This window comes from Pseudomonas donghuensis (assembly GCF_000259195.1).
Taxonomy (GTDB): domain Bacteria; phylum Pseudomonadota; class Gammaproteobacteria; order Pseudomonadales; family Pseudomonadaceae; genus Aquipseudomonas; species Aquipseudomonas donghuensis.
Map to the genome: position 1 here is coordinate 94753 of NZ_JH650767.1, position 23285 is coordinate 118037.

Consider the following 23285-nt stretch of genomic DNA (forward strand, 5'->3'; position numbering starts at 1 on the left):
TGACAAGGTCAGCCAGGCTGATGCCGCTGAGGAATTCGTGAATCTGCTGGCTGAGGTCGCACCACAGGTGGTGGGTCAGGCAGGGGTCGCCGGCGTGGCAATCACCCAGGCCCTGACAACGCGTGGCATCGACCGATTCGTTGACCGCGTCGATGACCTGGGCGACCTGAATGCTCTCCATGCTTCGCGACAGCTGATAGCCGCCGCCGGGGCCGCGCACACTGGAAACCAGACTGCTACGGCGCAGCTTTGCAAACAGCTGCTCCAGATAAGAGAGGGAAATGCCTTGGCGCTCGGAAATGTCGGCCAGAGACACCGGCCCATTCTGCGCATGCAACGCCAGGTCGAGCATGGCGGTCACGGCGTATCGGCCTTTTGTAGTCAGTCGCATGGCTAGTAGGTACCACGGGGTTACGGAATGGGAGCGAGTATGCTATTCCCGAGCGTTTAAGTCAACTATAAGACCTAGTGCTTTAGTCGGGTTTACCGCAAGAGGGCGGCCGAATGATAGCAAACTAAGGGGCGCTTGCGCACGCCCCTTCTGTCAATGCGTCGACGCGTCGCTACGGGCCTCGTCCTTGATCTGGGCGAAGTCTTCTTCACGCAGGGCCGGCAGCTCCTTGGCGCAGTAGTCGCTGCCCAGTTTCTTCAGCGCGCCGCACATGTCCTCCAGGCGCCCGTCGACGGCCTGCAGGTGGTCGAGCAGCTGACCAATGGCGCGAGCCACCGGGTCGGGCATGTCCTCGCTGACGCCATAGGCATCGAAGCCGATCTTCTCGGCCATGGCCTTGCGCCGGGCTTCGACTTCGGCATCGGTCTTGACGATAATCCGCCCCGGAATACCCACGGCAGTCGCACCGGCCGGCACCGCCTTGGTCACCACCGCATTGGAGCCGATCTTGGCCCCGGCGCCGACGGTGAACGGCCCCAGCACCTTGGCCCCGGCGCCCACCACCACGCCGTCTTCCAGGGTCGGATGACGCTTGCCCTTGTTCCAGGTGGTGCCCCCCAGGGTTACGCCCTGGTACAGGGTGACGTCGTCGCCGATTTCAGCGGTTTCGCCAATAACGATGCCCATGCCATGGTCAATGAAAAATCGCCGGCCAACCTTGGCGCCGGGGTGGATCTCGATCCCGGTCAGCCAGCGCCCGAAGTTCGACACCAGCCGGGCCAGCCACTTCCAGTCCCGCAACCACAGGGCGTGCGCCGCGCGATGCAGCCAGATCGCATGCATGCCCGGGTAGCAGGTCAGCACTTCAAAGGCATTGCGCGCCGCCGGGTCACGGTGGAAAACGCTCTGGATATCTTCACGCAGACGCTCGAACATCTATTGATCCTTCCGCTTATGCGGTTCGCCACGAGCCACTTTCTGGGTTTCCGTGAGAATGCCGCGCAAAATACTCATTTCCGAACGATTGACCGAGCTGCGCCCGTACAGCCGACGCAGACGCGGCATCAGGTGCCTGGGCTTCTCCGGGTCGAGAAAACCGATGTCGACCAGGGTCTTTTCCAGGTGTTCGTAGAACAGCTCCATTTCATCCATGGTCGCCAGCTCGCTGCTGCGCTCCGGCGCCACTTCAGTGTTTTCCGTCTTCGACAGCTGCCCCTCCAGCGCCAGCCAGGCCATGCGCACTTCATAGGCCAGCACCTGCACCGCAGCACCGAGGTTCAGCGAGCTGAAGTCCGGATTCGAGGGGATGTGCACATGAAAATGGCAGCGCTGCAGTTCTTCGTTGGTAAGGCCCGCATGCTCGCGACCAAACACCAGGGCGATCTCCTCGCCCTGAACGGCATGCTCGATGACCTTGCTCGCGCACTCGCGCGGGTCGACCAGCGGCCAGGGGATGCGTCGCTCGCGGGCACTGGTGCCGAACACCAGGTTGCAGCCGACCAACGCGTCTTCGAGGGTGGCGACCACTTGCGCACCGGCGAGCACGTCATCGGCACCCGACGCACGGGCATCGGCCTCGTGGGACGGAAAATCCTGCGGGTCGACCAGCACCAGCCGCGACAAGCCCATGTTTTTCATGGCACGCGCTGCGCCGCCGATATTGCCCGGGTGGCTGGTATTGACCAGAACAACACGAATATTTTGCAGCAAGGCGAGCGCTCACAGACGTTGCGAAGGGGGAGCAAATCTTACAGAAGCGACCGACTTTACGCTACGAAAGCAAATGTCACCCTTCTTCGCGCAAAGTTTTCTGCTAGAATGTTCGGCTTTCTTTAACGACCCAGGTGAAACGTCCATGCAGCCCATGCTGAATATCGCGCTGCGCGCCGCCCGCAGCGCCAGTGAATTGATTTTCCGCTCCATCGAGCGCCTGGATAGCATCAAGGTTGATGAAAAAGACGCCAAGGATTACGTCTCCGAAGTCGATCGCGCCGCAGAGCAGAAAATCATCGATGCCCTGCGCAAGGCCTACCCGAACCACTCCATCTACGGCGAAGAGACCGGCCTGCATGCCGGTAGCGGCGAAGAAGGCAAGGACTACCTGTGGATCATCGACCCACTGGATGGCACCACCAACTTCCTGCGTGGCGTTCCGCACTTTGCTGTCAGCATTGCCTGCAAATACCGTGGCCGCCTTGAGCACGCCGTGGTGCTGGACCCTGTCCGCCAGGAAGAATTCACCGCCAGCCGTGGCCGTGGCGCCCAGCTGAACGGCCGCCGCCTGCGCGTCAGCCCTCGCACCAGCCTGGAAGGCGCCCTGCTCGGTACCGGCTTCCCGTTCCGTGACAACCAGATGGCCGACCTGGACAACTACCTGGGCATGTTCCGCGCCCTGGTCGGCCAGACCGCCGGCATCCGCCGCGCCGGCGCTGCCAGCCTGGACCTGGCCTACGTTGCCGCTGGTCGTTTCGATGCCTTCTGGGAATCGGGCCTGTCGGAGTGGGACATGGCTGCAGGCGCCCTGCTGATCCAGGAAGCCGGCGGTCTGGTGAGCGATTTCACCGGCGGCCACGACTTCCTCGAGAAGGGTCACATCGTTGCCGGTAACACCAAGTGCTTCAAGGCCGTCCTGACTGCTATCCAGCCGCACCTGCCTGCCTCGATCAAACGCTGAGTTTCGACCGGGCACAAAAAAGCACCCTTCGGGGTGCTTTTTTTTGGCCTTATGGACCACCTTCTCTCTGTGGGAGCTGGCTTGCCAGCGATGAGGCCGGTATAGCCAACACTGTAGCCGGCACCTGGACTGCGACCGCTTCGCGCTCGATCGCCGGCAAGCCCAGCTCCTACAGAGACCGCGCCGTTACTGACCGGGCTGGGCCTGGCCGAGCACCAGCTTGCCTTCTTTATCCAGCGGAATCTGCGAACCCGGATCACGGTCCATGCGCACCTGACCGACCTTGTCGCCGATCGAGTACTTCACGTCATATCCGACAACTTTCTCGCTCAGGTCATTGACCGTGTTGCAGCGGGTTTGCGTGGTGGTATAGGTATCACGCTCCTGCATGCCCTCCTGCACCTTGTTACCGGCATAGCCACCACCGACAGCACCTGCCACGGTAGCGATTTTCTTACCGGTGCCGCCGCCAATCTGATTACCCAGCAGGCCACCCGCCAGCGCGCCAACCACAGTACCGGCGATCTGGTGCTGATCCTTTACCGGCGCCTGACGCGTCACGGTGACATCCTTGCACACTTCACGAGGTGTCTTGACCGTCTGCTTGACCGGCTGCACCGCCAACACTTCGGCGAACTCCGGTCCACCCTTGACCAGGTTGTAGGTGGCAACAGCACCTCCGGCTGTTACACCGACAGCACCCAGAACCGCACCCACCAGCATCGACTTGTTCACCTGAACCTCCTGATCGTACCTGCAGGACAAAGCCCGCCTTCTCCCTGCCTTGGAGCATAAAAAAAGGCGCGAGTTCAACACTCGCGCCTTTTTGTACGGCCAACCGCGTGGGAAAACCCTTATGGACGGTCGTCCACGCCCTCGGCTTTTACGGTCGGGATCAGGTCTTCGCTGCTCAGGTTCAGCCAGATCAGCACCACGTTGGCGATGTAGATCGACGAGTAGGTACCCGCCATGACGCCGATGAACAGCGCCAGGGAGAAGCCCCACAGGTTGTCGCCACCGAAGAACAGCAGCGCGGCAATGGCCAACAGGGTCGATACCGATGTTGCCACGGTACGCAGCAGGGTCTGGGTGGTCGAGATGTTGATGTTCTCGATCAGCGAAGCCTTGCGCAGTACCCGGAAGTTCTCCCGCACCCGGTCGAACACGACGATGGTGTCGTTGAGCGAGTAACCGATGATCGCCAGCACCGCCGCCAGTACCGTCAGGTCGAAGGTGATCTGGAAGAACGAGAGGATCCCCATGGTCACGACCACGTCGTGGATCAGCGACAGGATCGCACCCAGGGCGAACTTCCACTGAAAGCGGAAGGCCAGGTAGATCATGATGCCGCCAAGAGCCAGCAACATGCCCAGGCCGCCCTGGTCGCGCAGCTCTTCACCGACTTGCGGGCCAACGAACTCGACGCGCTTGACCACTGCAGGGTTGTCGGAACTGACCTTTTGCAGCGCCTCGGACACACGATTACCCAGCAGCGGGTCATCGCCTGGCATGCGCACCAGCAGGTCGGTGGTAGCACCGAAACTCTGCACCACCGCATCCTCGAAGCCGGCCTTGACCAGCTCCTCGCGGACCTCGCCAAGGTTGGCCGGACGCTCGTAGGTCAGCTCGATGAGCGTACCGCCGGTGAAGTCCAGGCCGAAGTTGAGGCCCTTGTAGAACCAGCTGAACAACGCCAGCACGGTCAGTAGCAGGGTGATGCCGAACGCAACGTTGCGCACACCCATGAAGTTAATGGTACGTAACATGGCAGCCCCTTATACCCACAGCTTCTTGATATCACGCCCGCCGCAGGTCAGGTTGACCATTGCGCGGGTAACCATGACGGCCGTGAACATCGAGGTGAAAATCCCGAGGGACATGGTAACCGCAAAGCCCTTGACCGGGCCGGTACCCATGGCGAAGAGGATGCCACCGACCAGCAAGGTGGTCAGGTTGGCATCGACAATCGCCGTGTAGGCACGGTTGAAGCCTTCGTGGATGGCGCGCTGCACCGACATGCCGTTGGCCAGCTCTTCGCGGATCCGCGAGAAGATCAGCACGTTGGCGTCGACCGCCATACCCATGGTCAGCACGATACCGGCGATACCCGGCAGGGTCAGTGTCGCCCCCAGCAGGGACATCAGCGCCAGCAGCATGACCATGTTACCGGCCAGGGCGATGGTCGCGATTAGACCGAAGAAGCGGTAGATGGCCATGATGAACAGCGAAACGAACAACATGCCCCACAGGGAAGCATCGATACCCTTGGTGATGTTGTCGGCACCCAGGCTCGGGCCAATGGTGCGCTCTTCAGCGAAGTACATCGGCGCCGCCAGACCACCGGCACGCAGCAGCAGGGCCAGTTCCGACGATTCACCCTGACCGTTCAGGCCGGTGATACGGAATTGGCTGCCCAGTGGCGACTGGATGGTCGCCAGGCTGATGATCTTCTTCTCTTCGGTGAAGGTCTGCACGGCAACGTCTTTTTCGACGCCATCGACCATCTGCTTGACGTAGCGCGTGGTAGGACGCTGCTCGATGAAGATCACCGCCATGCTGCGACCGACGTTGCTACGGGTAGCACGGCTCATCAGCTCGCCGCCATGACCATCCAGACGGATGTTCACTTGCGGACGGCCTTGCTCGTCGAAGCTGGCCTGGGCGTCGGTGACCTGGTCACCGGTGATGATCAGGCCACGCTCGACCGCAGCCGCACGACCGCCCTCGCGGAATTCGAAGGTTTCGGTGGTGGCTTTCGAGGCACCTGGCTCAGCACCCAGGCGGAATTCGAGGTTGGCGGTCTTGCCGAGGATCCGCTTGGCTTCGGCGGTGTCCTGCACGCCTGGCAGCTCGACCACGATGCGGTTGGCACCCTGGCGCTGAACCAGTGGCTCGGCTACACCCAGTTCGTTGACCCGGTTACGTACCGTGGTCAGGTTCTGCTTGATCGAGTATTCACGGATTTCCGCGACCTTGGCCGGGGTAATCGCCAGACGCAGCACGGACAAGCCGTTACGCTCGGTGGTGGTCAGCTCGAAATCGTTGAAATTCTTGCGGATCAGGCTACGGGCCTGTTCGCGGGAGTCATCATCGGAGAAGCCCAGCTGAATGCCGCCATCTTGTTGCGGCAGGCTGCGGTAGCGCACGCGCTCTTTGCGCAGCAGGCTTTTGACTTCACCTTCGTAGACTTTCAGGCGGGCCGACATGGCCTTGTCCATGTCCACTTCAAGCAGGAAGTGCACACCACCGGAAAGGTCCAGACCCAGCTTCATCGGGCTGGCGCCCAGGTTGCGCAACCATTGCGGGGTAGTCGGGGCCAGGTTGAGCGCTACTACATAGTCGTCGCCCAGTGCCTTGCGCACTACATCCTTGGCTGGCAGTTGGTCTTCCTGTTTGGTCAGGCGCACCAGCCCAACCTTGCCCTTCTCGCCCAGGCTCGCGGCCTTGACCTGGATTCCGGCCTCAACGAGCGCTTTGCTCACGCGGTCCAGATCAGTCTGATTGACCTGCAGCGCCGTGCTGGCACCACTGACCTGAACGGCCGGATCATCAGGGTAGAGGTTGGGAGCGGAATAAATAAAACCGATCGCCAGTACCACCAGGATCAGTGCGTATTTCCACAGAGGGTATTTGTTCAGCATCACGCCGCCCGTTCAAGACGCGGGGCGCCTTGCGCGCCCCGTCGATTGGTAAAAAACTGAAACTTAGATCGCTTTGAGCGTGCCTTTAGGCAGGGTCGCGGCTACGGCGCCCTTCTGGAACTTCAGCTCGACGTTGTCGGACACTTCCAAAACCACGAAGTCGTCGGCAACTTTGACGATCTTGCCGGCGATACCGCCGTTGGTGACAACTTCGTCACCTTTTTGCAGGTTGCTCAGCAGGTTTTTCTGCTCTTTGGCACGTTTGGCCTGCGGGCGCCAGATCATCAGGTAGAAGATGACCAGGAAACCGACCAGGAAAATCCACTCGAAGCCAGTACCGGCTGGGCCGGCGGCTGGGGCAGCTGCGTCCGCGTATGCGGCAGGGATCAGAAAGCTCATTTAGCACTCCAGTTGCAAATCAGTACTTGTTAGGGATCGACAATACATCAATCCAAGGGCGGCACAGGCAGCCCGCGCTTGGCGTAAAAGGCATCGACAAAGGCGGCCAATGTACCTTGTTGAATAGCCTCGCGTAAACCAGCCATCAACCGCTGGTAATGGCGCAAGTTATGGATCGTATTCAACATACTGCCCAACATTTCGCCGCATTTATCCAGGTGATGCAGATAAGCACGGGAGAAGTTCTGGCAGGTATAGCAATCGCAGGTCGGATCCAGGGGCGAATCATCGTGGCGATGGAACGCGTTACGGATTTTCAGCACGCCGGTATCGACAAACAGATGACCGTTGCGCGCGTTGCGCGTGGGCATCACGCAATCGAACATGTCGACGCCGCGGCGCACACCCTCAACGAGATCTTCCGGCTTGCCTACCCCCATAAGGTAACGAGGTTTGTCAGCCGGCATGCGCCCTGGCAGGTAATCCAGCACCTTGATCATTTCGTGCTTGGGCTCGCCCACCGACAGGCCGCCGATGGCCAGGCCGTCGAAACCGATCTTTTCCAGGCCTTCGAGCGAGCGCATGCGCAGGTTTTCGTGCATGCCGCCCTGGACAATGCCGAACAGCGCCGCAGTGCTGTCGCCGTGGGCGTTTTTCGAGCGCTGGGCCCAGCGCAGGGACAGCTCCATGGACACGCGGGCGACGTCTTCATCGGCCGGGTACGGGGTGCATTCGTCGAAGATCATCACCACGTCCGAGCCCAGGTCGCGCTGGACCTGCATCGACTCTTCCGGGCCCATGAACACCTTGGAGCCGTCGACCGGCGAGGCAAACGTCACGCCCTCTTCGCGGATCTTGCGCATGGCGCCCAGGCTGAACACCTGGAAACCACCGGAGTCGGTGAGAATCGGGCCCTGCCACTTCATGAAGTCATGCAGGTCGCCATGGGCCTTGATCACCTCGGTGCCCGGGCGCAGCCACAGGTGGAAGGTATTGCCAAGGATCATGTGCGCGCCGATCGCTTCGATGTCGCGCGGCAGCATGCCCTTGACCGTGCCATAGGTACCCACCGGCATGAACGCCGGGGTCTCGACCACGCCGCGGGGGAAGGTCAGGCGGCCGCGACGGGCCTTGCCGTCGGTGGCCAGCAATTCGAAGGACATACGACAGGTGCGACTCATGCTTGATCCTCGGGGCCGCGTGGCGCCGGATTGCGGGTGATGAACATGGCATCACCGTAACTGAAGAAGCGGTATCCGTTCTCGACCGCCGCCGCATAGGCAGCCATGGTCTCGGGATAACCGGCGAAGGCCGAAACCAGCATCAGCAGCGTGGATTCAGGCAAATGGAAGTTGGTCACCAGGGCATCGACCACATGGAATGGCCGGCCCGGGAAGATAAAGATATCGGTATCGCCGCTGAACGCCTTGAGCACACCATCACGGGCGGCGCTTTCGAGCGAACGCACGCTGGTGGTGCCCACGGCAATCACCCGCCCGCCACGGGCGCGGCAGGCCGCCACGGCATCGACCACGTCCTGGCCGACCTCCAGCCACTCTTTATGCATGTGGTGGTCTTCGATGCGCTCGACCCGCACTGGCTGGAAAGTACCAGCCCCCACGTGCAGGGTGACGAAGGCGGTTTCCACGCCTTTGGCGGCGATCTTGGCCAGCAGCTCTTCATCGAAGTGCAGGCCGGCGGTCGGTGCGGCCACGGCCCCGGCGCGCTCGGCATATACCGTCTGGTAGCGCTCGCGGTCGGCGCCCTCGTCCGGACGATCAATGTACGGCGGCAGCGGCATATGGCCGACGCGATCGAGCAGCGCCAGCACCTCTTCGGCAAAGCGCAGCTCGAACAGCGCGTCGTGACGGGCGACCATCTCGGCCTCGCCACCGCCGTCGATGACGATCAGCGTGCCCGGCTTGGGCGCCTTGCTCGAACGCACGTGGGCCAGCACCCGGTGACTGTCGAGTACGCGCTCGACGAGGATCTCCAGCTTGCCGCCGCTGGCCTTCTGGCCGAACAGACGCGCCGGAATCACCCGGGTATTGTTGAACACCATCAGATCGCCCGGGCGCAAATGCTCGAGCAGGTCGGTGAACTGGCGATGCGCCAGTGCCCCGCTCGGCCCGTCCAGGGTCAGCAGCCGGCTGCTATGGCGCTGCGCCAGCGGATGGCGAGCGATCAGGGAATCAGGAAGCTCAAAAGAAAAATCGGCGACGCGCATGATGGTGTTCGGTTCGACAGGGCCGGAAAGTTTAGCCGAAACCGTGAAAATTGACCATGAAACCTGATTGACCAACGGTAGGCGCCTCTTTATACTTCGCCGCCACAAGCCCTGATGGCGGAATTGGTAGACGCGGCGGATTCAAAATCCGTTTTCGAAAGGAGTGGGAGTTCGAGTCTCCCTCGGGGCACCATATAGCAGTATCTGAAAGTCTCTACCAGACTCTCAGACCCAGAGAAACCGGCCACTTGAGCCGGTTTTTTTTGTGTCTGGCTATCTACCTCTGTATCCCCTTATCCGTTGTATCCCTGTATCCCTGCTTGTATCCTGAGAAAAATGCCGAACTTTGGGATACAAGGATGAAGCGCGCAGATATCAAGCGCCGCCCTCTCGCAGACACGACGCTTGCGGGGCTGGAGCCAGAATCAAAGGAATACAGGGAGCTGGACGGAAGCGGCCTCTACTTCAGGGTCAAACCTGATGGTGGGAAATCCTGGCAGCTCCGCTACAAACGTCCGGCAGGCAATTGGGCCTGGATGGGGCTCGGGGGTTACCCGGAAGTAAGCGGTGCATTGGCACGGGACAAAGCTGCTGAACTACGCAAGGTAGTTAGCAGCGGCGCCGATCCTCTCGAACAGAAACGCTCCGCCAAAGCTGCCATTGACGCTGCCAGGACTCGGACCTTCCGAGCTGCTGCTGAAGCTTGGCTCAAGGCCAAAGAAGAAAAGGGCCTCGCTCCCTCCACTCTTAACAAAATCCGCACTTACCTCGACAAAGACATCCTCCCGGCATTGGGAGATAAGCCCCTCGACGAAATCACGCGTACCGACTGCGCAGAACTCCAGGCATCCCTCGAAGCGCGAAACGCACACAACGTGGCGGAAAAGTGCCGCACGTGGATCAATCAGATCTTCGGCCGAGCCATCGGCCTAGGGCTCACCGAAAACGATCCAGGCAGCCGCCTGCGTGACATCGCAGCACAAGCTCCTAGGTTCTGTACGAAATCCCGAGAAACCCAATCGACGTCCCTCGGAAGCTGAAGTTTTGTAGAGTTTCCAGCCATCTACGGAAAGGAATCCTGTGATGGCAAAGCGTTACGAACTCTCGGATGAGGCTTGGGCTGTGGTCGCTGATCTCTTCACCGAAACCCATGGCCGGGGGCGGCCCCGCCTGAGTGACCGCCTGATGCTCGATGGCGTGCTCTGGGTGCTCTGCTCAGGTGCAGCGTGGCGAGATATGCCGGAACGCTTCGGCCCGTGGTCAACGGTGTATCAACGGTTTCGGGGCTGGCGAAACCAGGGGGCATTCGATCAGATGCTCAAACGCTTGCACCTGAGATTGAATGAGCAAGGCTTGATCGATGTGCAAACCTGGATGATCGACTCAACCGCAGTACGTGCAACCCGAGCCTCTTCTGGCGCCGGGAAAAAAGGGGGCCTGACGAGCCTGCCGATCACGCTCTAGGCCGCAGTCGCGGTGGCCTGACAACCAAAATCCACATGCTCTGCGACGCCAACGGGACACCATTGCGCTTCCTCCTCTCTGGAGGTCAAGCCAGTGACATCAGCTATGCCCAACCCCTGTTGGACGAGGTTAGCATTCCATCGAGCCAACGTGGCCGCCCGCGTAAGCGCTGTAAATGGCTGCTTGCCGACAAGGGCTACGACGCCGAAGCGCTACGCCGTTACTGCGACCAATATCGAATGCAACCCGTCATCCCGCTGCGTTCGATGAAACGCAAACCCAAGCCTGGCTTACCAAGACTGTTTGATCGGCCCAAGTACCGACAACGCAACATCATCGAGCGCATGTTTGGCTGGCTGAAAGAGAACCGACGGATCGTGACGCGCTTCGACAAGCTCGCGAAAAGCTATGCCGCTATGGTCTCGCTGGCTTGTTCCATGCGGTGTTTGCGACATCTCTTTTCGTACAGAACCTAGATCCGCAAAGCGGCAAGCGCACTCAAGTTTTGACTGCGACGTCCGCCCCTCGTAAACCTCGTTAGCTCAAGACTTACAAAAACCCTCACACTGGTTAAGTCGTAGAAACCAAAGGTGGTAATCACAGCACGCTAAAAGAGTGGAAAATCAAACACGGTTCTGATGAGGTGGAAAACAGGCTAAAAATGTAAAAACGACTCATCAGAAAGGGCCCAAAGGGCCCTTTTTTATTGGATTAGCGTAGGACAGACATACACCTATTTAATATCTCCTGATTACCTATGATCACAACATTTAATCTTTTCCTTGCGCGAGTAATATTTTGGAACAGCATTTTAGTCATATTATAATACGCCGAACCCTTATAATATAATTCGCCGTCAGAATTATAAGAAAAATACTGATCTATCGGTATCGCAACACTGTCGAACTCTTGCCCAATAACTCGATGCGATGTTTTTTTGGCAACGGCACAATATTTTTCATGATGCTCATTTCCGTATTGCGACGGAGTAAACCTAAGTACTTCCCAGCCACACTCATCCAGCGTAGCAAGATAGGACCTTGCATCCTCCAAGCTATTGAAATAGCTAAGCTCAATATTGTTCGTACTTGACAAGGGTAGATTTCTTTTATTATTAAAAAGAACCCTAATAAAATTTGCAATTTCTTTGTTTGTACGAATTTTTTCGGATAGCTTGTGCACGACCAAATTTTTTATAGAACTTATCGAAGCATCAATATCGCTTCTTTCTTCCCAGTTAGCTAACGTCTGAAGTTTGTCATAGGAAAAAATGCAACTCCCGCTCGACGCCTGGACCTTAGCAATAATATCGTTTAATTGATGAGGACGAACACGCTGCGACTCGTCAACAATGACCAAATCATATTTCGCCAAATCATAGGATAAGTAGCTTTTTATAGGAATAATATCCCAACCACATCCCATTAGCTCAACATGCCCCTCATTCAACTGTCCACAATGGATGATAAGATTACTTTTTTTCAGCTTTGTATATTGTTTCGAAATATCATATACAAGCAGAGTCTTGCCCGTACCCGCACTGCCTATCACCGAAATAAATTTCACCATTTTCGGCCCAGTCAAATACTGCAAAATTCGACTTCTAATTTCTTCCTGCTGATGAGTTAAAAAATATTCGTCACGCAAAAATTTTTGAGTTGAGTTGAAGGGCGAAACCAAATAATCAGAGGGATTAAAAAGATCATCAACAATTTCTTCGCGATTAATCTCTTGGGAAGCGAGCAAATCCCTCAAGGAACTAAGATCAACCTTTACCAGACAATTATCATCTTTTAGATAATACAGCGCCTTCACATCCGACACATAGGTGAAGCAATATACATATCTACCAACACAAGATAGATAATACCGATTCCTCACCAACTGATCTTTTATTTTTTCCTCTGAGCAAGTTTTTTTAAGCTCAATGTTGACAACGTTATCCTTCCCAAATCTTAACAAATCAAACTCTTTACCTATTTGGGGAATTTGATAACCAACGTAAAACGCAGAAAAAACACTAGCATTACCAGATAAACCATACAACCCGCCAACCAGCCCTTTAAGATCTTCGACTTCTGCTGGCTTTATTTTTATATTATGGTGCGTTAAAAACTCGTCAAACATAGCAGGCGTTAACGAGGTATTTGCTTGCACCAAAGACAGGATGTTTATGTATTTCACGTTATACACCGACTAAGTCCAATTAAAATTTAACTCAATTTTCTTAATCTAACGACCCTGGCCATCCGAGGTCAGGGTCGGGATTCGATTGAACGGCAATACCTGCTACCGGACTAAAGCAGTGCTTCAATGAGGCACTGCAATTAAGAGCAATTCAACTTCTTACTTTCTCCAACGCTCAATGACCTGAGCGAAGACAACATCGCGCCATGGCGTTTTCCACTCACTATGAACCCTAACGCTTTGGGAATGTGGTTCTGGAACCGGTAGCGGCATCTTGATCACAGCTGGCAACAACACGGCGTCACCAACCACAACGCACTCGCCAGGAGCCAGGTTAGGCAGGATCTCTGTGATCGCATTGGCGTTGTCGGGGAATAGCCGTCGTACGTAGGTCTGATCTGCGTCGTTCGTAAGGCGCAACGAAATGAAGTTGTTGCACTGGGCGAATATTGTTTCCGACACTTCCGAGGGTCGTTGGCTCACCACCATCAGGCTCAAGCCGTATTTTCGTCCTTCCTTTGCAATGCGTTCGATGGATTTTCGGGATGCACGGTAGGCTGCGTGACTGTCCCGCGGTACATAGTTGTGCGCCTCTTCACACACGAGCATGACAGGGATGTCGTTGAGTTTGCCTTCGGCATGCTGCAGTTTGGAATAATGAAAGCAAAAGTCAAAGATGAGGCGAGAGATCAGGCTTACCGTGACGCTAAGAACTTCGAAAGGAACTCCGCTCAAGTCCACAATGGTGACGTTCGCCTTGTGGAGATAGCCGATGAATTGCTTCATCAACGTCTCAAAATCCTCGGTAACATGTGCCTGCCCATCAGCTTTCTTTGAGTTCAAAAGGAACCGGAGGCGCTTATCAGCCAATTTCGCCTCCAGTCGCGAAACGAACCTATTGAACTCTCCATTGAATGGTCCATTAGTAGCCTTGCTTGCTGCTGCAGTTGAGTTGGCAACAAAATCGTGGACTTTCTCAAAATAAATTTTCCGATCAGCCACCAAATCTCCGTTGGCTAGCTTTGGCTTGTCTTCTCCGGGCAGCCGACCAATTACCTCTCGATTCAGGTTTTCAATGAAGTTGTAAACTTCCTTAATCGAAAAATAAACTGGGGTGTCGTAAGTCACCTCCGGAACATCTGGATTGTGCATTTCTTTATTCAAAACAACAGCATACTTAAACTGACTAACTTGATTATGAGAGTTCGACTCATTACTCTCGATAAACATGCTTTCCAGTTCTTCTGAATTCATCAGCCAATAAGGAAGCTGTAGAGTATCAATATCTAGCCGACTCAGAGTAAATAACTCTTCCGCCTGCAAAGTAAACGCAGCGGTATATTCATCATGAATATCAAATATCACAACATGCGAGTTATTTTGCATGTCCTTGTTATTGTTTTTACGCTGAGATATCCCAACGATACCTTGGAGCACGCTCGCAACAGTGCACGACTTACCGGAGCCAGTAGAACCCACAACGGCAATATGCTTACTGAAGAATCTATTGCCGCTGATCATAAGATCAATGGCTTTATTCATTGAGAGTTTGCCAAGAGGAAAATCGTGATCACCATCTGCCGAAAATATCTTGTCTAAAGTATCGTTTTCTGCAATGAATGCATGCTCAGTTGGTACCGGCAAGAGGAGACTACTACGGTCAAACGTTTTGTCATCTACCAGGGTTCCTATCGCCTGGCACTCAATCTGGAAGCTCCATGCTGGCTTCCCGTCTGGAGTGGTCGTATTTGTGCCTTTGATATTTCGGATGGTGGCAATTGTAAAATCATGGTTGCCTTGTGCAATTTTTAGAAAGCGGCCAACCTGCAGCCCCTCTTTATTTCTCTCGAAAGTTTCAAGACTATCCACCGCAACGATGACGGCTTCTGGCGCACACGAGAGCACAGCTCCAATTTTAATAGGCATTGCTCATCCCCATCATATATTTGATTTCATCAAATTTTTCGGCACCTAGGGCTTCCAGATTTACATCCTTGAGATCTAGACTCGTAATATCTCCATCTCCAATTACAAAAAAATCATCCGCTTTAATTTTAAGCTGAAGTTTTTTGTAATCATCCCAACGAATAAACCTTAGAACAAACTCTTTTTTATCTTTTAGAACCATCGGCTCACGGAAAAAACTGATCTCGGAAAACGTTTTCACTGGGCGTCCGAGGTTTGGCACCACATCCTTCCCGATCAGTCGCTCCGCAATTTCATCAAATAAATCTTGAGTAACGTCCAGCGCAAAGAGGGGTGTATGCGCATGTGCCTGTTTGAAATGGTACTTATCAATAAATGACTTGATAAAAAGAACAATCTGGTCATCGAACTGCTCTAAAAACGCAGGAAAAATAACCAAGAAGCGCAGGCGAACATTTAAACTCAAGTTTTCTTTTAGCTGTTTACGTCGTATTTCCAAAACCTTCTGTCGAGTCTTTAACGCAAGTGTCCACTGGGAAACCGCTGTAGATCTGATTCGGCGTAATGCTTCTAAAAAATTCTTCTTGGTGATTTTTCTAAGATCTTCCTCATGCTTGATACTCAGATCAGCAATGATTTGAATGGAATTTGGATAGAAGAGAGTTTCTACTTCACCCTTGTTGAAACCGTGGGCCTCAAGTAGCTTTGTGTTTTCCTCCATTAAGTCGTCGTATTTAGGTGTTACCGTAATTGCGAATAATTTCAGGAATTCATCAACATCAACACCGGCAACCTCTGCAATCAAGCCTTGCAGGTCTTTATTTTTAGAGTTGAGCGCACTCTTCAGCTCTACAGAGGAAATGACGATTTCTGGATTATTCGGAAAATGCGCGAACAGATGATATTTTATCTTTGCGGTTGGATTAGACTTAAAATGCTTCATCATCTGAAGCAAAGGATCATATAGAATGCTCGGCGTATACTTATCCTGCGCCTCGTGATACTTACACTGAATCGCTTTAATTCCCGAAAATGTTGCTACCTCAATATCTTCAACAATACCTTCGATAGTAATTTCTGCCTCATCCGCCGCTTTCAGAAGTTCAGCGAGCGTCTGATTAAATTGGTACAAGAACCCTTGTATTGTGTAGTCGGCCGAACGTCCCATTTTGACCTCTGCAGTTTTTTTACGTTGTTAATTTCGGGAGGCCGGCCTCGCTGAGCACTGCTCGAAGTATGTTGCGCTCCTCGCTGTAGGTCCAGGCACTTGGATGATGAATTGCAATGTGCCGCGCCGACTCCTCCCATGACGCATACCAATCATCTTTTACAGCGATGAATACTGGGGGGCGGCCATCGAACTGGTCGCTGGTAATGTCAATAACTACATCGTCGAGCTCAAGCCAAGCATGGGAGCCGCCGTCACGCTCGCCACACACGTATTCAACCCGCAAACCTAGCTGGGTATTGAGATAGTCCCCGAGCAGCTCCGAAACGACACCACAACAGCCCCGTGGGAATGTCTGCAGGTGTGTCGGGAGCTGGCCTCGAAATTTTTGTGCATCAAACCCTTTACGAAAAGAATGAGTGACGACAATAAAATCCAATATCTTCCTCCTCGTTTTCTGATGCGCCCTACGTTCTGTATCGGCCCCAGCTTAGTAGGCGCTTTGAATGTTTGCTATTTTGGCCGACGGCTACTTGGCACAAAATGGACCTGGTAGCCTGCTGTCCGCACTAGACAGGCTGCTGATAATACTACTGGGCAGATGACGATCCAAACGGCCTACATCATAGCGCACATTCATTCTTCTGAAGCGTTACACCAGTTAGCCTAGTAACATTTCCAACTGCTGACGCACAACGACAGTGTTACTTAATAAATACCCAATAAATACAGTCGGTTAGATAACATCGTTACACCAGTAACATGGGTAACACGGTTTTTAGGGGCAACGTAACCCCAGCTCCCCGGACGCATCATTCCCTCCAGCGAATGTCACGTGCATGGTCCAAAGTACGCCGGGGTCCCTGAGGCGTTCATTGGGACGCGGGGTCGGAAACCCGCGAGACTTTGTTAGCAGCAGGGCGTCCAGCTTAGTGAACAGGTGAACTGGGTTAACACACCCGTCTGGGTGGTGAACCCAATCAATCATTCTCTAGCCTACTGACCCTTCTCATCGGGAGGCCGTCAACCTCGTCAACTGTCAACCATCGTCAACCGGCCGCCCGCTAGCAAGACGGCGCGGGTTTCCGACCCCGTGTAACTGCAAAGCTCACAGGGTCCCCGGCACCGTTTTAGAGCTCAAGATCGGATGACCTCGGAAATCAAACCCCGGTAGGGCCCGCTCCAAATAGCCAACGGTGCGAGACTCTAAAAGGGCTTTGGCATCCGGCAGCAGTGCGTGTACCTCACCCAGCGTGGGCGCTCTGTCCAACCGCTTGTCCTTCACCAGTTTAACCAGCTCATGACGAAGTCGATTAGCTGCCTGTTTTGGACCAATCCTCGCATAGACCGAAGCTCGAACCAGAAATGTCGGGAACGCCTCTTGGTAGATTTCAATCAACGCGCTCCAGCGGGGATCATGAAACTCTTTACCCACTAGTTCTTTCACCATTGCAAACGCCTGCTTGTGCTTCTCCTGTGAAGCGTCCATTGCGGCGTAGCTGTCGGCCATGTACTGCGCATCCTGCTCCTCCGCTAGCTGACGACTACGGTTAATGCTGGCGAGAACCTCTTGTGCTTGGGCGATCAGTAAGGAGTCATTCGTAATAATCCCGACGTCCAAAGCAAGAAGAGCGGCGCCATGAGCGATGTCTTCACTTTCGTAATCATCCTTGTCGTGCCGTTCGAAAGCGGCGAACCTAATTTGCAAAGCTTGGCTTACTGCCTGGTTGGAATGCATTGCTGAACACTCTTATCTTGATAATTGACAAGCGCCACACCGGCTGTGACCGGTTATAGCAGAACCTCCCACCGGCGCCGCTACATTCGTCCATCCCTATAACGCACGAGGGGCCCACCTTGCAGAAAAAACTCGACAGCTACAAAGGCCCACTTTCCATTTCTCAAATAGCGAATGGAATGAACGCCGCGTTACAAAACGCGGCACGGCTTGCCAAGGATGCCAGATTGCTTCTTGACTCTGATCGGCTTCCGTCAGCCGTATCGCTAGCAATCCTATCCATTGAAGAGGCCGGAAAGATTTCCATTCTTCGCGGGTTGGCATTTGCCGAAAACGAGCAAGATCTGAAAATGGAGTGGAGGAGATATCGGTCTCATACCAGCAAGAATCTACAGTGGACTCTTCCACAACTGGTGGCCGCTGGAGCTCAATCTCTCGATGACATGCGCCCACTGTTTGACGAGGAGTCGGATCACCCACAGCTTCTGGATCAACTGAAACAGATAGGTTTCTACACTGACTGTTTGGGGAGCAAAGCTCATTGGTCACTCCCGGATGAGGTCATCGACCTCGATCTGGCAAAAATGCTCGTCAATACAGCAGAGACCTTAAGCTCTGGCGCCTTGACGACTGAGCGAGAGATCGCATTGTGGGTTGAGCATCTTGGGCCTGTTTGGAAACAGAGTGACCGACAAATGAAGCAGGCCTTGATCGATTGGTATGGAGCTATGCAAGCGGAAGGCTTGAAAGATGCCGGACCAAACAAAATGGAGCAGTTCGCTCGCGGTGGCCTGGACAATTGACCTGTTCTCCCACCCAGCTTACCCTTTTGTGAAGCACAGCACTTACGACCGTGTATCCCTACATGTATCCTTTGTCGCATAACAGAGCTACACGTCACGGATTATATGGAACGCTCGAGTCTCCCTCGGGCACCAAACGCAAAAAGAAACCGACCCTAGGGTCGGTTTTTTTGTGCCCGGCGAATCAAGCGCAAGCCACCAGGCGCTGCACCTGCCGGTGGATTTCCTCACCGTGATTGAGCTCGGCAGTGCGCAGGTCAAACGCCGTCTGCAGGTTGAGCCAGAACTCGGGGGTGGTGTCCAGGCAGGTGGCGAGGCGCAAGGCCATGCCTGCCGATACACCGCGACGCCGAGAAAGAACGCCATGGATCGAAGTGGCAGATACGCCGAGCGCACGAGCCAAAGCGGCAGCGCTAACACCCATCTCGCTTTGGAAGTCCTCGCGCAAGACCTCTCCTGGGTGGACCGGACGCATGGCGTTCTTGCAGATCATGATGCACCTCAGTGGAAGTCCGTAGTTTCAACACTTACAGGCTTAGCGCATTGCGCAATGGATTGCCCGTCACTGCACCACCCCACACGCAATCCGCGCCCCACCACCACCCAACGCCTGTGGGTGATCGCTGTGGTTATCACCGCCGCCATGCACCATCAGCGCATGGCCCTTGAACTCTTCGGCCTTCAGGCGTGGCGCCAGGACCGGATAACGGGCAGTGCCGTCGGCGCTGACATACAGGGCCGGCAAGTCGCCTTTATGCCCGGCATCGTCGTATGGGCCCAGGTGTTTTTTACTCTGTTGCGGATCCCAGTGCCCGCCCGCGGCACCTGCCGGTGTGGTCTTGCCATCGGCGGTTGCCGGTGCACAGGAAGGCTGTTCGTGCAGGTGAAAACCGTGTACGCCCGGCGGCAAGTCGCGCAGGTCAGGCGTGAGCAGGGTGCCGTATTGGTTCTGCTCGAGGGTGATGGTACCGACCGGTTTGGCGCTGCCGTCGGCGCCCACCAGGGCCAGTTCCACAGTCTGGGCCTGGGCGGCGCCCGCTGTTGCCAGGGCGGCAGTGAACAAGAGTGCTTTCATGGTGTTGCTCCTTGTGGGTCGATGCAGCCGAAGGGCACCTTATCAAGGAGACCCTTGGTCCGGCGTGGGGATTGCATTACCGGCTTTGTCAAAATGTGTAGGATCACTGTCCCCCCTCATTTGCAGATCGAGTCGCGCCATGCAATTGACCCACCGCCCCGTCCAGCCCCACGACATCGCTGCCATTTGCTGCTTCCCCCAGGGCCCGGACGAGCTGTTCTACATGTTCCCCAAGGCCAGGTACCCGCTGACACCCGCGCAACTGAGCGAGGCCATCGCCCAGCGCAACGGCTCGACCGTGGTCGAGGGCGACGGGACCGTGCTGGCCTTCGCTAACTTCTACAAGGCAGAGCATGGTGGCGTTTGCGCCCTTGGCAATGTGGTGGTGGCCCCCGCCGCGCGCGGCCATGGCGTAGCGCGCTATCTGGTGCAGAGCATGATCGAGCTGGCGCGCCGTCAGTTCGAGGCTCGCGAGGTGCAGGTGTCATGTTTCAACAGCAACACCGCCGGGCTGCTGCTTTATCCACAGCTGGGCTTTGAGCCCTTCGCCATCGTCGAACGTGAGGGCCCCGGCAATACGCGGGTCGCACTGGTGCAGATGAAGCAGGCGCTGTAGCCGATCGATGGGCTGCAACGAACCTTGAGCGTGCGACGGTGTTCGATCCCGTGCGCTGGTGGTGCTGGTCAGCTTTCGCAACAGCAGCGCCTACAACCGCTGGTGGGAAGCGCGCACCTTGTGGGGCGGGCTGGTCAACAGTTCACGCAGCTTTGCCCGCCAGGTGCTGACGCTGATCGATGATTTGGATGACGGCGTCAACCCAATCAAGACGACATTGCTGCGCCGCCATATCGCCTATGTGAACTGCCTGGCCGCACACCTTCGCGGCGAACCGTGCCCGGATGAACTGATGGCCTTCATCCCGCCCGAAGAATTCGACCGGCGCAGCCGCTCGAACAACTTCGCCAACGACATCCTCACCGGCTCTGCGGCGCTGCTAACCCGCGAATACAAGGCCGGGCGCCTGGACAGCATTCGCCTGGCGCGGCTGGAATCGACCCTGGTCGACCTGTCCAACAGCCAGGGCGGCATGGAGCGCATCGCCAACACGCCCCTGCCCTACCCTTACGTGTATTTCCCGCGGCTGTTTATTTCGCTGTTCTGTTTGCAGAGCCCGTTCCGGATCAGTGAGCATCAGATTCAGATGGATGCGATTTGTGAGACCATCGAAAGGAATTTGGAGTCGATGCAACGGGATGCGCAGTGTGGGGAGCTGGTTGGCGAATCTACCCATTGACGTGCAATCGAGTGCGGGCGACTCAGAGTCTCGACGAAGCATGAGGGTGGGCCAGAAGATCAATCCCTAGCGCCCGGATGACCTTCAGTACAGTGTCAAAACGAGGCTTCGCACCGGGGGTCAACGCCTTGTACAGGCTCTCGCGCCCCAATCCACTGGCAGTTGCGATCTGGCTCATGCCGCGAGCCTTGGCGATATAGCCGAGGGCGCGAATCAGTTCGTCATGATCACCATCCGCCAGCACTTGAGAAAGGTACTCGCTGATTGTCTCATCGCTATCGAGCAACGCGGCCATATCAAACGTAGTAAGTGACAAACTCATATCAAATTTCCTTGGCCAGCTTCCTGGCCAGTTGGATATCAACAGATTGCGATGACTTGTCACCACCTGCCAACAAAACAATGACTACACCGTCCCGAGCCGTGAAATACACCCGATAACCCGCCCCCACATCGATGCGCATCTCGCAGACCTGACCACCGACGGACTTCACATCTCCCAGATTTCCCGCCGTTACACGCTCTATTCGCCGTGCGATTGCCACCCTTGCATGCATGTCGCGTACGGAAATCAACCAAGAGGTGAATCTGGGCGTTTGCAAAACACTGTATTTCAAGGCTCACACCAATGTATCCCCTTGGATACAAGCAAGCAACCAGCAACCCACACCTCTCATCGCCTGGCCAGAAATTTGGCCGGGTTATGCAGATGCCTGAAGATGGCAACAATGACACCGAGAGAAAGGTTGCTGGATACCGCTGCTTCGCTGTTTCGTGTAGTCCATTTCCCAAGCATAATCCCCAAGCACTTCAGCTGTTGCGCCTGCATCGCTAGCTGCCTAGTCTTGGCCGGTCGTTGCCAAATCAACGACCGGTTTTGACAGACCGCTGTTGATACAGTCGCACTGCTCTATGGCAGCTGTGCGTGGGGCACATTCGTGTGCGCCGGTTCCTGTATCACCGGTCTGTCAACCCACGTACTGCTGCCACCCTCCTGTTTGACAGCGGGTTTGTGGCGGCTCGACCGATACAGGAGCTGACCATGCTGAAAATAGTCCCCGATCCCCCGCTTCTCTCCACCGATTCCCCTCATTGCCTTGAAGACATCCTGGTTCATGCCGGCGAGCATCTGGCCTGTGCCCTGGCTGTCGGCCAGCAAGCGGTGTTGTTGCATCCCGATAGGCATGGGCAGGCGCTGGTGCGTACTGCCCTGCACGAGATGGAAACGGCGCGCTGGCGGGTTGAACAGGCGCTGGCCTGCGTTCAGGTAGCCCACTGATTACGAGCGCTTTGCGCTCGATCGCTGGCAAGCCAGCTCCCACAGGGTTCGGCGCATGCCGATCGTTTGTGGGAGCCGGACTTGCCGGCGATGGGCGGCGCAGCCGACCCGGGCATCCCCAGCGAACAGGCACTGGAGCACGCCTCGCTAGGTGCCAGCGAAGAAGACCCCACCCTGGCCTGGGCCGCGCACCTTCTGGGCGAGATGGCAAGGCGATTGTTGATGACATGGGCCTGGGTTTGCAGCAGGCCGAGCACGCAACAGGTAAAACCCAGTGAGGATTTCGCCCGCGCGGCCGTTATCCTCAAGGTAAGACCCTGCGCCCGAGGTAACGATGTTTCAACAATGGAGCGAAATGCTGCAGCTCTACAAACGCAGCCGCCCGAACTATTGGCACGCGATTCGCCACAATCCGCTGGCAGCGCACCTGTTGCCGACCTGGCTGGTGGTGCTGGCAATCATTCTGGTGGTCAGCGCGTCCTTCAGCGTGCAACAGCACCCGCTGGGACCGGTTACGGTGATGTTCAGTACCAGCCTGTGCATGTGGGCGCTGTTGCTGGCCCGTGAGTACTTTGTCGCCGAGCAGTTCAAAAGCCTGTATCAACGCCACGCCATCGCCAGCCAGCCGCTGCTGCAGCGCGACAGCTACCTGCGCTATGCACATTTCCTGCAGATGCTTGAACAGAACGCTGTCAGTGCGGCCCAGGCGGCCGAGATCGTAGCGTTTGCGAAGATTTCCGAGAACCCGCCCAAGTCGTTGAACCTGACCCAGAACGCGATGTTCGTGGCGATCATGACCTTCCTCGCCACCATTGCCGCCGAAAAGGCCAAATTGACCGAGCTGTGGGCGTTCGGCAAAGGCAACCTGGTCATCCTGCTGACCTTCGCCGTCCTACTGGTGCTGTGGCTCGGATTGATAGTGGTGCGCGATCACCTGCATTACAAGGAACGGATCATCCGCTACCTGGAATGGGCCAGCCATGATCTGCCCGCTCGTGAAACCCCTTGGAAATGAGAC

At 55.9% G+C, this 23285-nt stretch carries 24 protein-coding genes, 1 tRNA gene and 3 pseudogenes; 10 read left to right on the forward strand and 18 right to left on the reverse strand.

The features are described 5' to 3' along the window. From iscR to trmJ, 3 genes are all read right to left on the reverse strand, one after another. Window positions 1–391 (reverse strand): Fe-S cluster assembly transcriptional regulator IscR (gene iscR, locus UW3_RS27120; protein WP_036995730.1); only part of this gene is annotated, 391 nt, incomplete at its 3' end. A 153-nt stretch (window positions 392–544) separates the two neighbouring features. Further along, on the reverse strand, window positions 545–1327 hold the full coding sequence (cysE, locus tag UW3_RS0115715) for a serine O-acetyltransferase (RefSeq protein WP_010223467.1): 783 nt from the start codon (window positions 1325–1327) through the stop codon (window positions 545–547). Beyond that, a complete protein-coding gene (gene trmJ, locus UW3_RS0115720) occupies window positions 1328–2101 on the reverse strand; it encodes a tRNA (cytosine(32)/uridine(32)-2'-O)-methyltransferase TrmJ (RefSeq protein ID WP_010223468.1) in 774 nt (257 codons plus the stop codon). A 145-nt stretch (window positions 2102–2246) separates the two neighbouring features. On the opposite strand from trmJ, the gene suhB reads away from it, so the two are divergent. Then, window positions 2247–3065: a type III secretion system regulator SuhB gene (gene suhB / locus UW3_RS0115725; protein WP_010223469.1), complete on the forward strand. Its 819-nt coding sequence runs from the start codon at window positions 2247–2249 to the stop codon at window positions 3063–3065. A 186-nt stretch (window positions 3066–3251) separates the two neighbouring features. Here the strand turns inward: suhB and UW3_RS0115730 are convergent, their stop codons facing one another. The 6 genes from UW3_RS0115730 to queA all read right to left on the reverse strand — a co-directional run bounded on the left by UW3_RS0115730 (window position 3252) and on the right by queA (window position 9332). Then, window positions 3252–3800, reverse strand: coding sequence for a glycine zipper 2TM domain-containing protein (locus UW3_RS0115730; RefSeq protein ID WP_010223470.1), 549 nt, complete (start codon window positions 3798–3800; stop codon window positions 3252–3254). A gap of 119 nt (window positions 3801–3919) precedes the next feature. Next, a complete protein-coding gene (secF, locus tag UW3_RS0115735) occupies window positions 3920–4831 on the reverse strand; it encodes a protein translocase subunit SecF (protein WP_010223471.1) in 912 nt (303 codons plus the stop codon). A gap of 9 nt (window positions 4832–4840) precedes the next feature. Next, on the reverse strand, window positions 4841–6706 hold the full coding sequence (gene secD / locus UW3_RS0115740) for a protein translocase subunit SecD (RefSeq protein ID WP_010223472.1): 1866 nt from the start codon (window positions 6704–6706) through the stop codon (window positions 4841–4843). A gap of 63 nt (window positions 6707–6769) precedes the next feature. Continuing rightward, window positions 6770–7105 carry a preprotein translocase subunit YajC gene (yajC, locus tag UW3_RS0115745; protein ID WP_010223473.1) on the reverse strand — a complete coding sequence of 112 codons (336 nt, stop codon included), beginning with the start codon at window positions 7103–7105 and terminating at the stop codon, window positions 6770–6772. A gap of 47 nt (window positions 7106–7152) precedes the next feature. After that, window positions 7153–8268 (reverse strand): tRNA guanosine(34) transglycosylase Tgt, encoded by a 1116-nt coding sequence (gene tgt / locus UW3_RS0115750; RefSeq protein WP_010223474.1) that lies wholly within the window; start codon window positions 8266–8268, stop codon window positions 7153–7155. A gap of 14 nt (window positions 8269–8282) precedes the next feature. Further along, window positions 8283–9332: a tRNA preQ1(34) S-adenosylmethionine ribosyltransferase-isomerase QueA gene (gene queA / locus UW3_RS0115755; protein WP_010223475.1), complete on the reverse strand. Its 1050-nt coding sequence runs from the start codon at window positions 9330–9332 to the stop codon at window positions 8283–8285. Between the two features lie 108 nt (window positions 9333–9440). Here queA and UW3_RS0115760 point away from each other — a divergent pair. From UW3_RS0115760 to UW3_RS29660, 4 genes and pseudogenes are all read left to right on the forward strand, one after another. Further along, window positions 9441–9525: transfer RNA gene (locus tag UW3_RS0115760), tRNA-Leu, on the forward strand. Between the two features lie 166 nt (window positions 9526–9691). After that, window positions 9692–10324: pseudogene (locus tag UW3_RS27125) on the forward strand (tyrosine-type recombinase/integrase); the annotation flags it as partial. A 91-nt stretch (window positions 10325–10415) separates the two neighbouring features. Beyond that, window positions 10416–11272 (forward strand): IS5 family transposase gene (locus UW3_RS28255; RefSeq protein WP_085989524.1). Its coding sequence is split into 2 segments (ribosomal slippage): window positions 10416–10764 and window positions 10764–11272, totalling 858 coding nucleotides; the frame shifts between segments, so codons are not numbered across the junction. 65 nt (window positions 11273–11337) lie between these two features. Continuing rightward, window positions 11338–11463: pseudogene (locus UW3_RS29660) on the forward strand (transcriptional regulator); the annotation flags it as partial. Window positions 11464–11507: 44 nt separating this feature from the next. Here UW3_RS29660 and UW3_RS28740 read toward each other — a convergent pair. From UW3_RS28740 to UW3_RS0115795, 5 genes are all read right to left on the reverse strand, one after another. Then, window positions 11508–12980 carry a DNA/RNA helicase domain-containing protein gene (locus UW3_RS28740; protein ID WP_010223479.1) on the reverse strand — a complete coding sequence of 491 codons (1473 nt, stop codon included), beginning with the start codon at window positions 12978–12980 and terminating at the stop codon, window positions 11508–11510. Window positions 12981–13142: 162 nt separating this feature from the next. Then, window positions 13143–14909 (reverse strand): ATP-binding protein, encoded by a 1767-nt coding sequence (locus UW3_RS0115780; protein ID WP_010223480.1) that lies wholly within the window; start codon window positions 14907–14909, stop codon window positions 13143–13145. Continuing rightward, window positions 14899–16077, reverse strand: coding sequence for a hypothetical protein (locus tag UW3_RS0115785; protein ID WP_010223481.1), 1179 nt, complete (start codon window positions 16075–16077; stop codon window positions 14899–14901). The genes UW3_RS0115780 and UW3_RS0115785 overlap by 11 nt, the downstream gene beginning before the upstream one ends. 19 nt (window positions 16078–16096) lie before the next feature. Further along, window positions 16097–16516 (reverse strand): hypothetical protein, encoded by a 420-nt coding sequence (locus UW3_RS0115790; RefSeq protein WP_010223482.1) that lies wholly within the window; start codon window positions 16514–16516, stop codon window positions 16097–16099. A gap of 669 nt (window positions 16517–17185) precedes the next feature. Then, window positions 17186–17815: a hypothetical protein gene (locus UW3_RS0115795; protein WP_010223483.1), complete on the reverse strand. Its 630-nt coding sequence runs from the start codon at window positions 17813–17815 to the stop codon at window positions 17186–17188. A gap of 119 nt (window positions 17816–17934) precedes the next feature. Here UW3_RS0115795 and UW3_RS0115800 point away from each other — a divergent pair, with 119 nt between their 5' ends. After that, window positions 17935–18618: an AbiV family abortive infection protein gene (locus tag UW3_RS0115800; protein ID WP_026001346.1), complete on the forward strand. Its 684-nt coding sequence runs from the start codon at window positions 17935–17937 to the stop codon at window positions 18616–18618. A gap of 184 nt (window positions 18619–18802) precedes the next feature. On the opposite strand, the gene UW3_RS0115805 is transcribed toward UW3_RS0115800, so the two are convergent. Together UW3_RS0115805 and sodC are read right to left on the reverse strand one after the other, a co-directional pair. Further along, a complete protein-coding gene (locus tag UW3_RS0115805) occupies window positions 18803–19108 on the reverse strand; it encodes a HigA family addiction module antitoxin (protein WP_026001347.1) in 306 nt (101 codons plus the stop codon). Between the two features lie 72 nt (window positions 19109–19180). Next, complete coding sequence (sodC, locus tag UW3_RS0115810; protein ID WP_010223486.1) at window positions 19181–19693, reverse strand: superoxide dismutase family protein; 513 nt, start codon at window positions 19691–19693, stop codon at window positions 19181–19183. Between the two features lie 139 nt (window positions 19694–19832). Between sodC and UW3_RS0115815 the strand changes: the two genes are divergently transcribed. Together UW3_RS0115815 and UW3_RS27130 are read left to right on the forward strand one after the other, a co-directional pair. Further along, window positions 19833–20309, forward strand: a complete 477-nt coding sequence (locus tag UW3_RS0115815) for a GNAT family N-acetyltransferase (protein WP_010223487.1) — start codon at window positions 19833–19835, stop codon at window positions 20307–20309. 52 nt (window positions 20310–20361) lie between these two features. Next, window positions 20362–20988: pseudogene (locus UW3_RS27130) on the forward strand (bestrophin family ion channel); the annotation flags it as partial. 22 nt (window positions 20989–21010) lie between these two features. Here UW3_RS27130 and UW3_RS0115825 read toward each other — a convergent pair. Continuing rightward, window positions 21011–21310: an addiction module antidote protein gene (locus tag UW3_RS0115825; RefSeq protein ID WP_010223489.1), complete on the reverse strand. Its 300-nt coding sequence runs from the start codon at window positions 21308–21310 to the stop codon at window positions 21011–21013. Between the two features lies 1 nt (window position 21311). Further along, the gene (locus UW3_RS0115830) at window positions 21312–21605 is read right to left on the reverse strand and encodes a type II toxin-antitoxin system RelE/ParE family toxin (RefSeq protein WP_026001349.1); all 294 of its coding nucleotides are present in this window, start codon (window positions 21603–21605) and stop codon (window positions 21312–21314) included. 425 nt (window positions 21606–22030) lie between these two features. Between UW3_RS0115830 and UW3_RS28260 the strand changes: the two genes are divergently transcribed. Next, window positions 22031–22267, forward strand: a complete 237-nt coding sequence (locus UW3_RS28260) for a hypothetical protein (RefSeq protein WP_081492801.1) — start codon at window positions 22031–22033, stop codon at window positions 22265–22267. Between the two features lie 334 nt (window positions 22268–22601). Beyond that, complete coding sequence (locus UW3_RS0115840) at window positions 22602–23282, forward strand: hypothetical protein (RefSeq protein WP_145959264.1); 681 nt, start codon at window positions 22602–22604, stop codon at window positions 23280–23282. The last annotated feature ends 3 nt before the right edge of the window (window positions 23283–23285 follow it).

Coding starts and splice junctions, on each gene's coding strand:
- cysE (WP_010223467.1), bottom strand. CDS start 1,327: ATGTTCGAGCGTCTGCGTGAAGATATCCAGAGCGTTTTCCACCGTGAC.
- suhB (WP_010223469.1), top strand. CDS start 2,247: ATGCAGCCCATGCTGAATATCGCGCTGCGCGCCGCCCGCAGCGCCAGT.
- secF (WP_010223471.1), bottom strand. CDS start 4,831: ATGTTACGTACCATTAACTTCATGGGTGTGCGCAACGTTGCGTTCGGC.
- secD (WP_010223472.1), bottom strand. CDS start 6,706: ATGCTGAACAAATACCCTCTGTGGAAATACGCACTGATCCTGGTGGTA.
- yajC (WP_010223473.1), bottom strand. CDS start 7,105: ATGAGCTTTCTGATCCCTGCCGCATACGCGGACGCAGCTGCCCCAGCC.
- tgt (WP_010223474.1), bottom strand. CDS start 8,268: ATGTCCTTCGAATTGCTGGCCACCGACGGCAAGGCCCGTCGCGGCCGC.
- queA (WP_010223475.1), bottom strand. CDS start 9,332: ATGCGCGTCGCCGATTTTTCTTTTGAGCTTCCTGATTCCCTGATCGCT.
- UW3_RS0115780 (WP_010223480.1), bottom strand. CDS start 14,909: ATGCCTATTAAAATTGGAGCTGTGCTCTCGTGTGCGCCAGAAGCCGTC.
- UW3_RS0115785 (WP_010223481.1), bottom strand. CDS start 16,077: ATGGGACGTTCGGCCGACTACACAATACAAGGGTTCTTGTACCAATTT.
- UW3_RS0115795 (WP_010223483.1), bottom strand. CDS start 17,815: ATGCATTCCAACCAGGCAGTAAGCCAAGCTTTGCAAATTAGGTTCGCC.
- sodC (WP_010223486.1), bottom strand. CDS start 19,693: ATGAAAGCACTCTTGTTCACTGCCGCCCTGGCAACAGCGGGCGCCGCC.
- UW3_RS0115815 (WP_010223487.1), top strand. CDS start 19,833: ATGCAATTGACCCACCGCCCCGTCCAGCCCCACGACATCGCTGCCATT.
- UW3_RS0115825 (WP_010223489.1), bottom strand. CDS start 21,310: ATGAGTTTGTCACTTACTACGTTTGATATGGCCGCGTTGCTCGATAGC.
- UW3_RS28260 (WP_081492801.1), top strand. CDS start 22,031: ATGCTGAAAATAGTCCCCGATCCCCCGCTTCTCTCCACCGATTCCCCT.
- UW3_RS0115840 (WP_145959264.1), top strand. CDS start 22,602: ATGTTTCAACAATGGAGCGAAATGCTGCAGCTCTACAAACGCAGCCGC.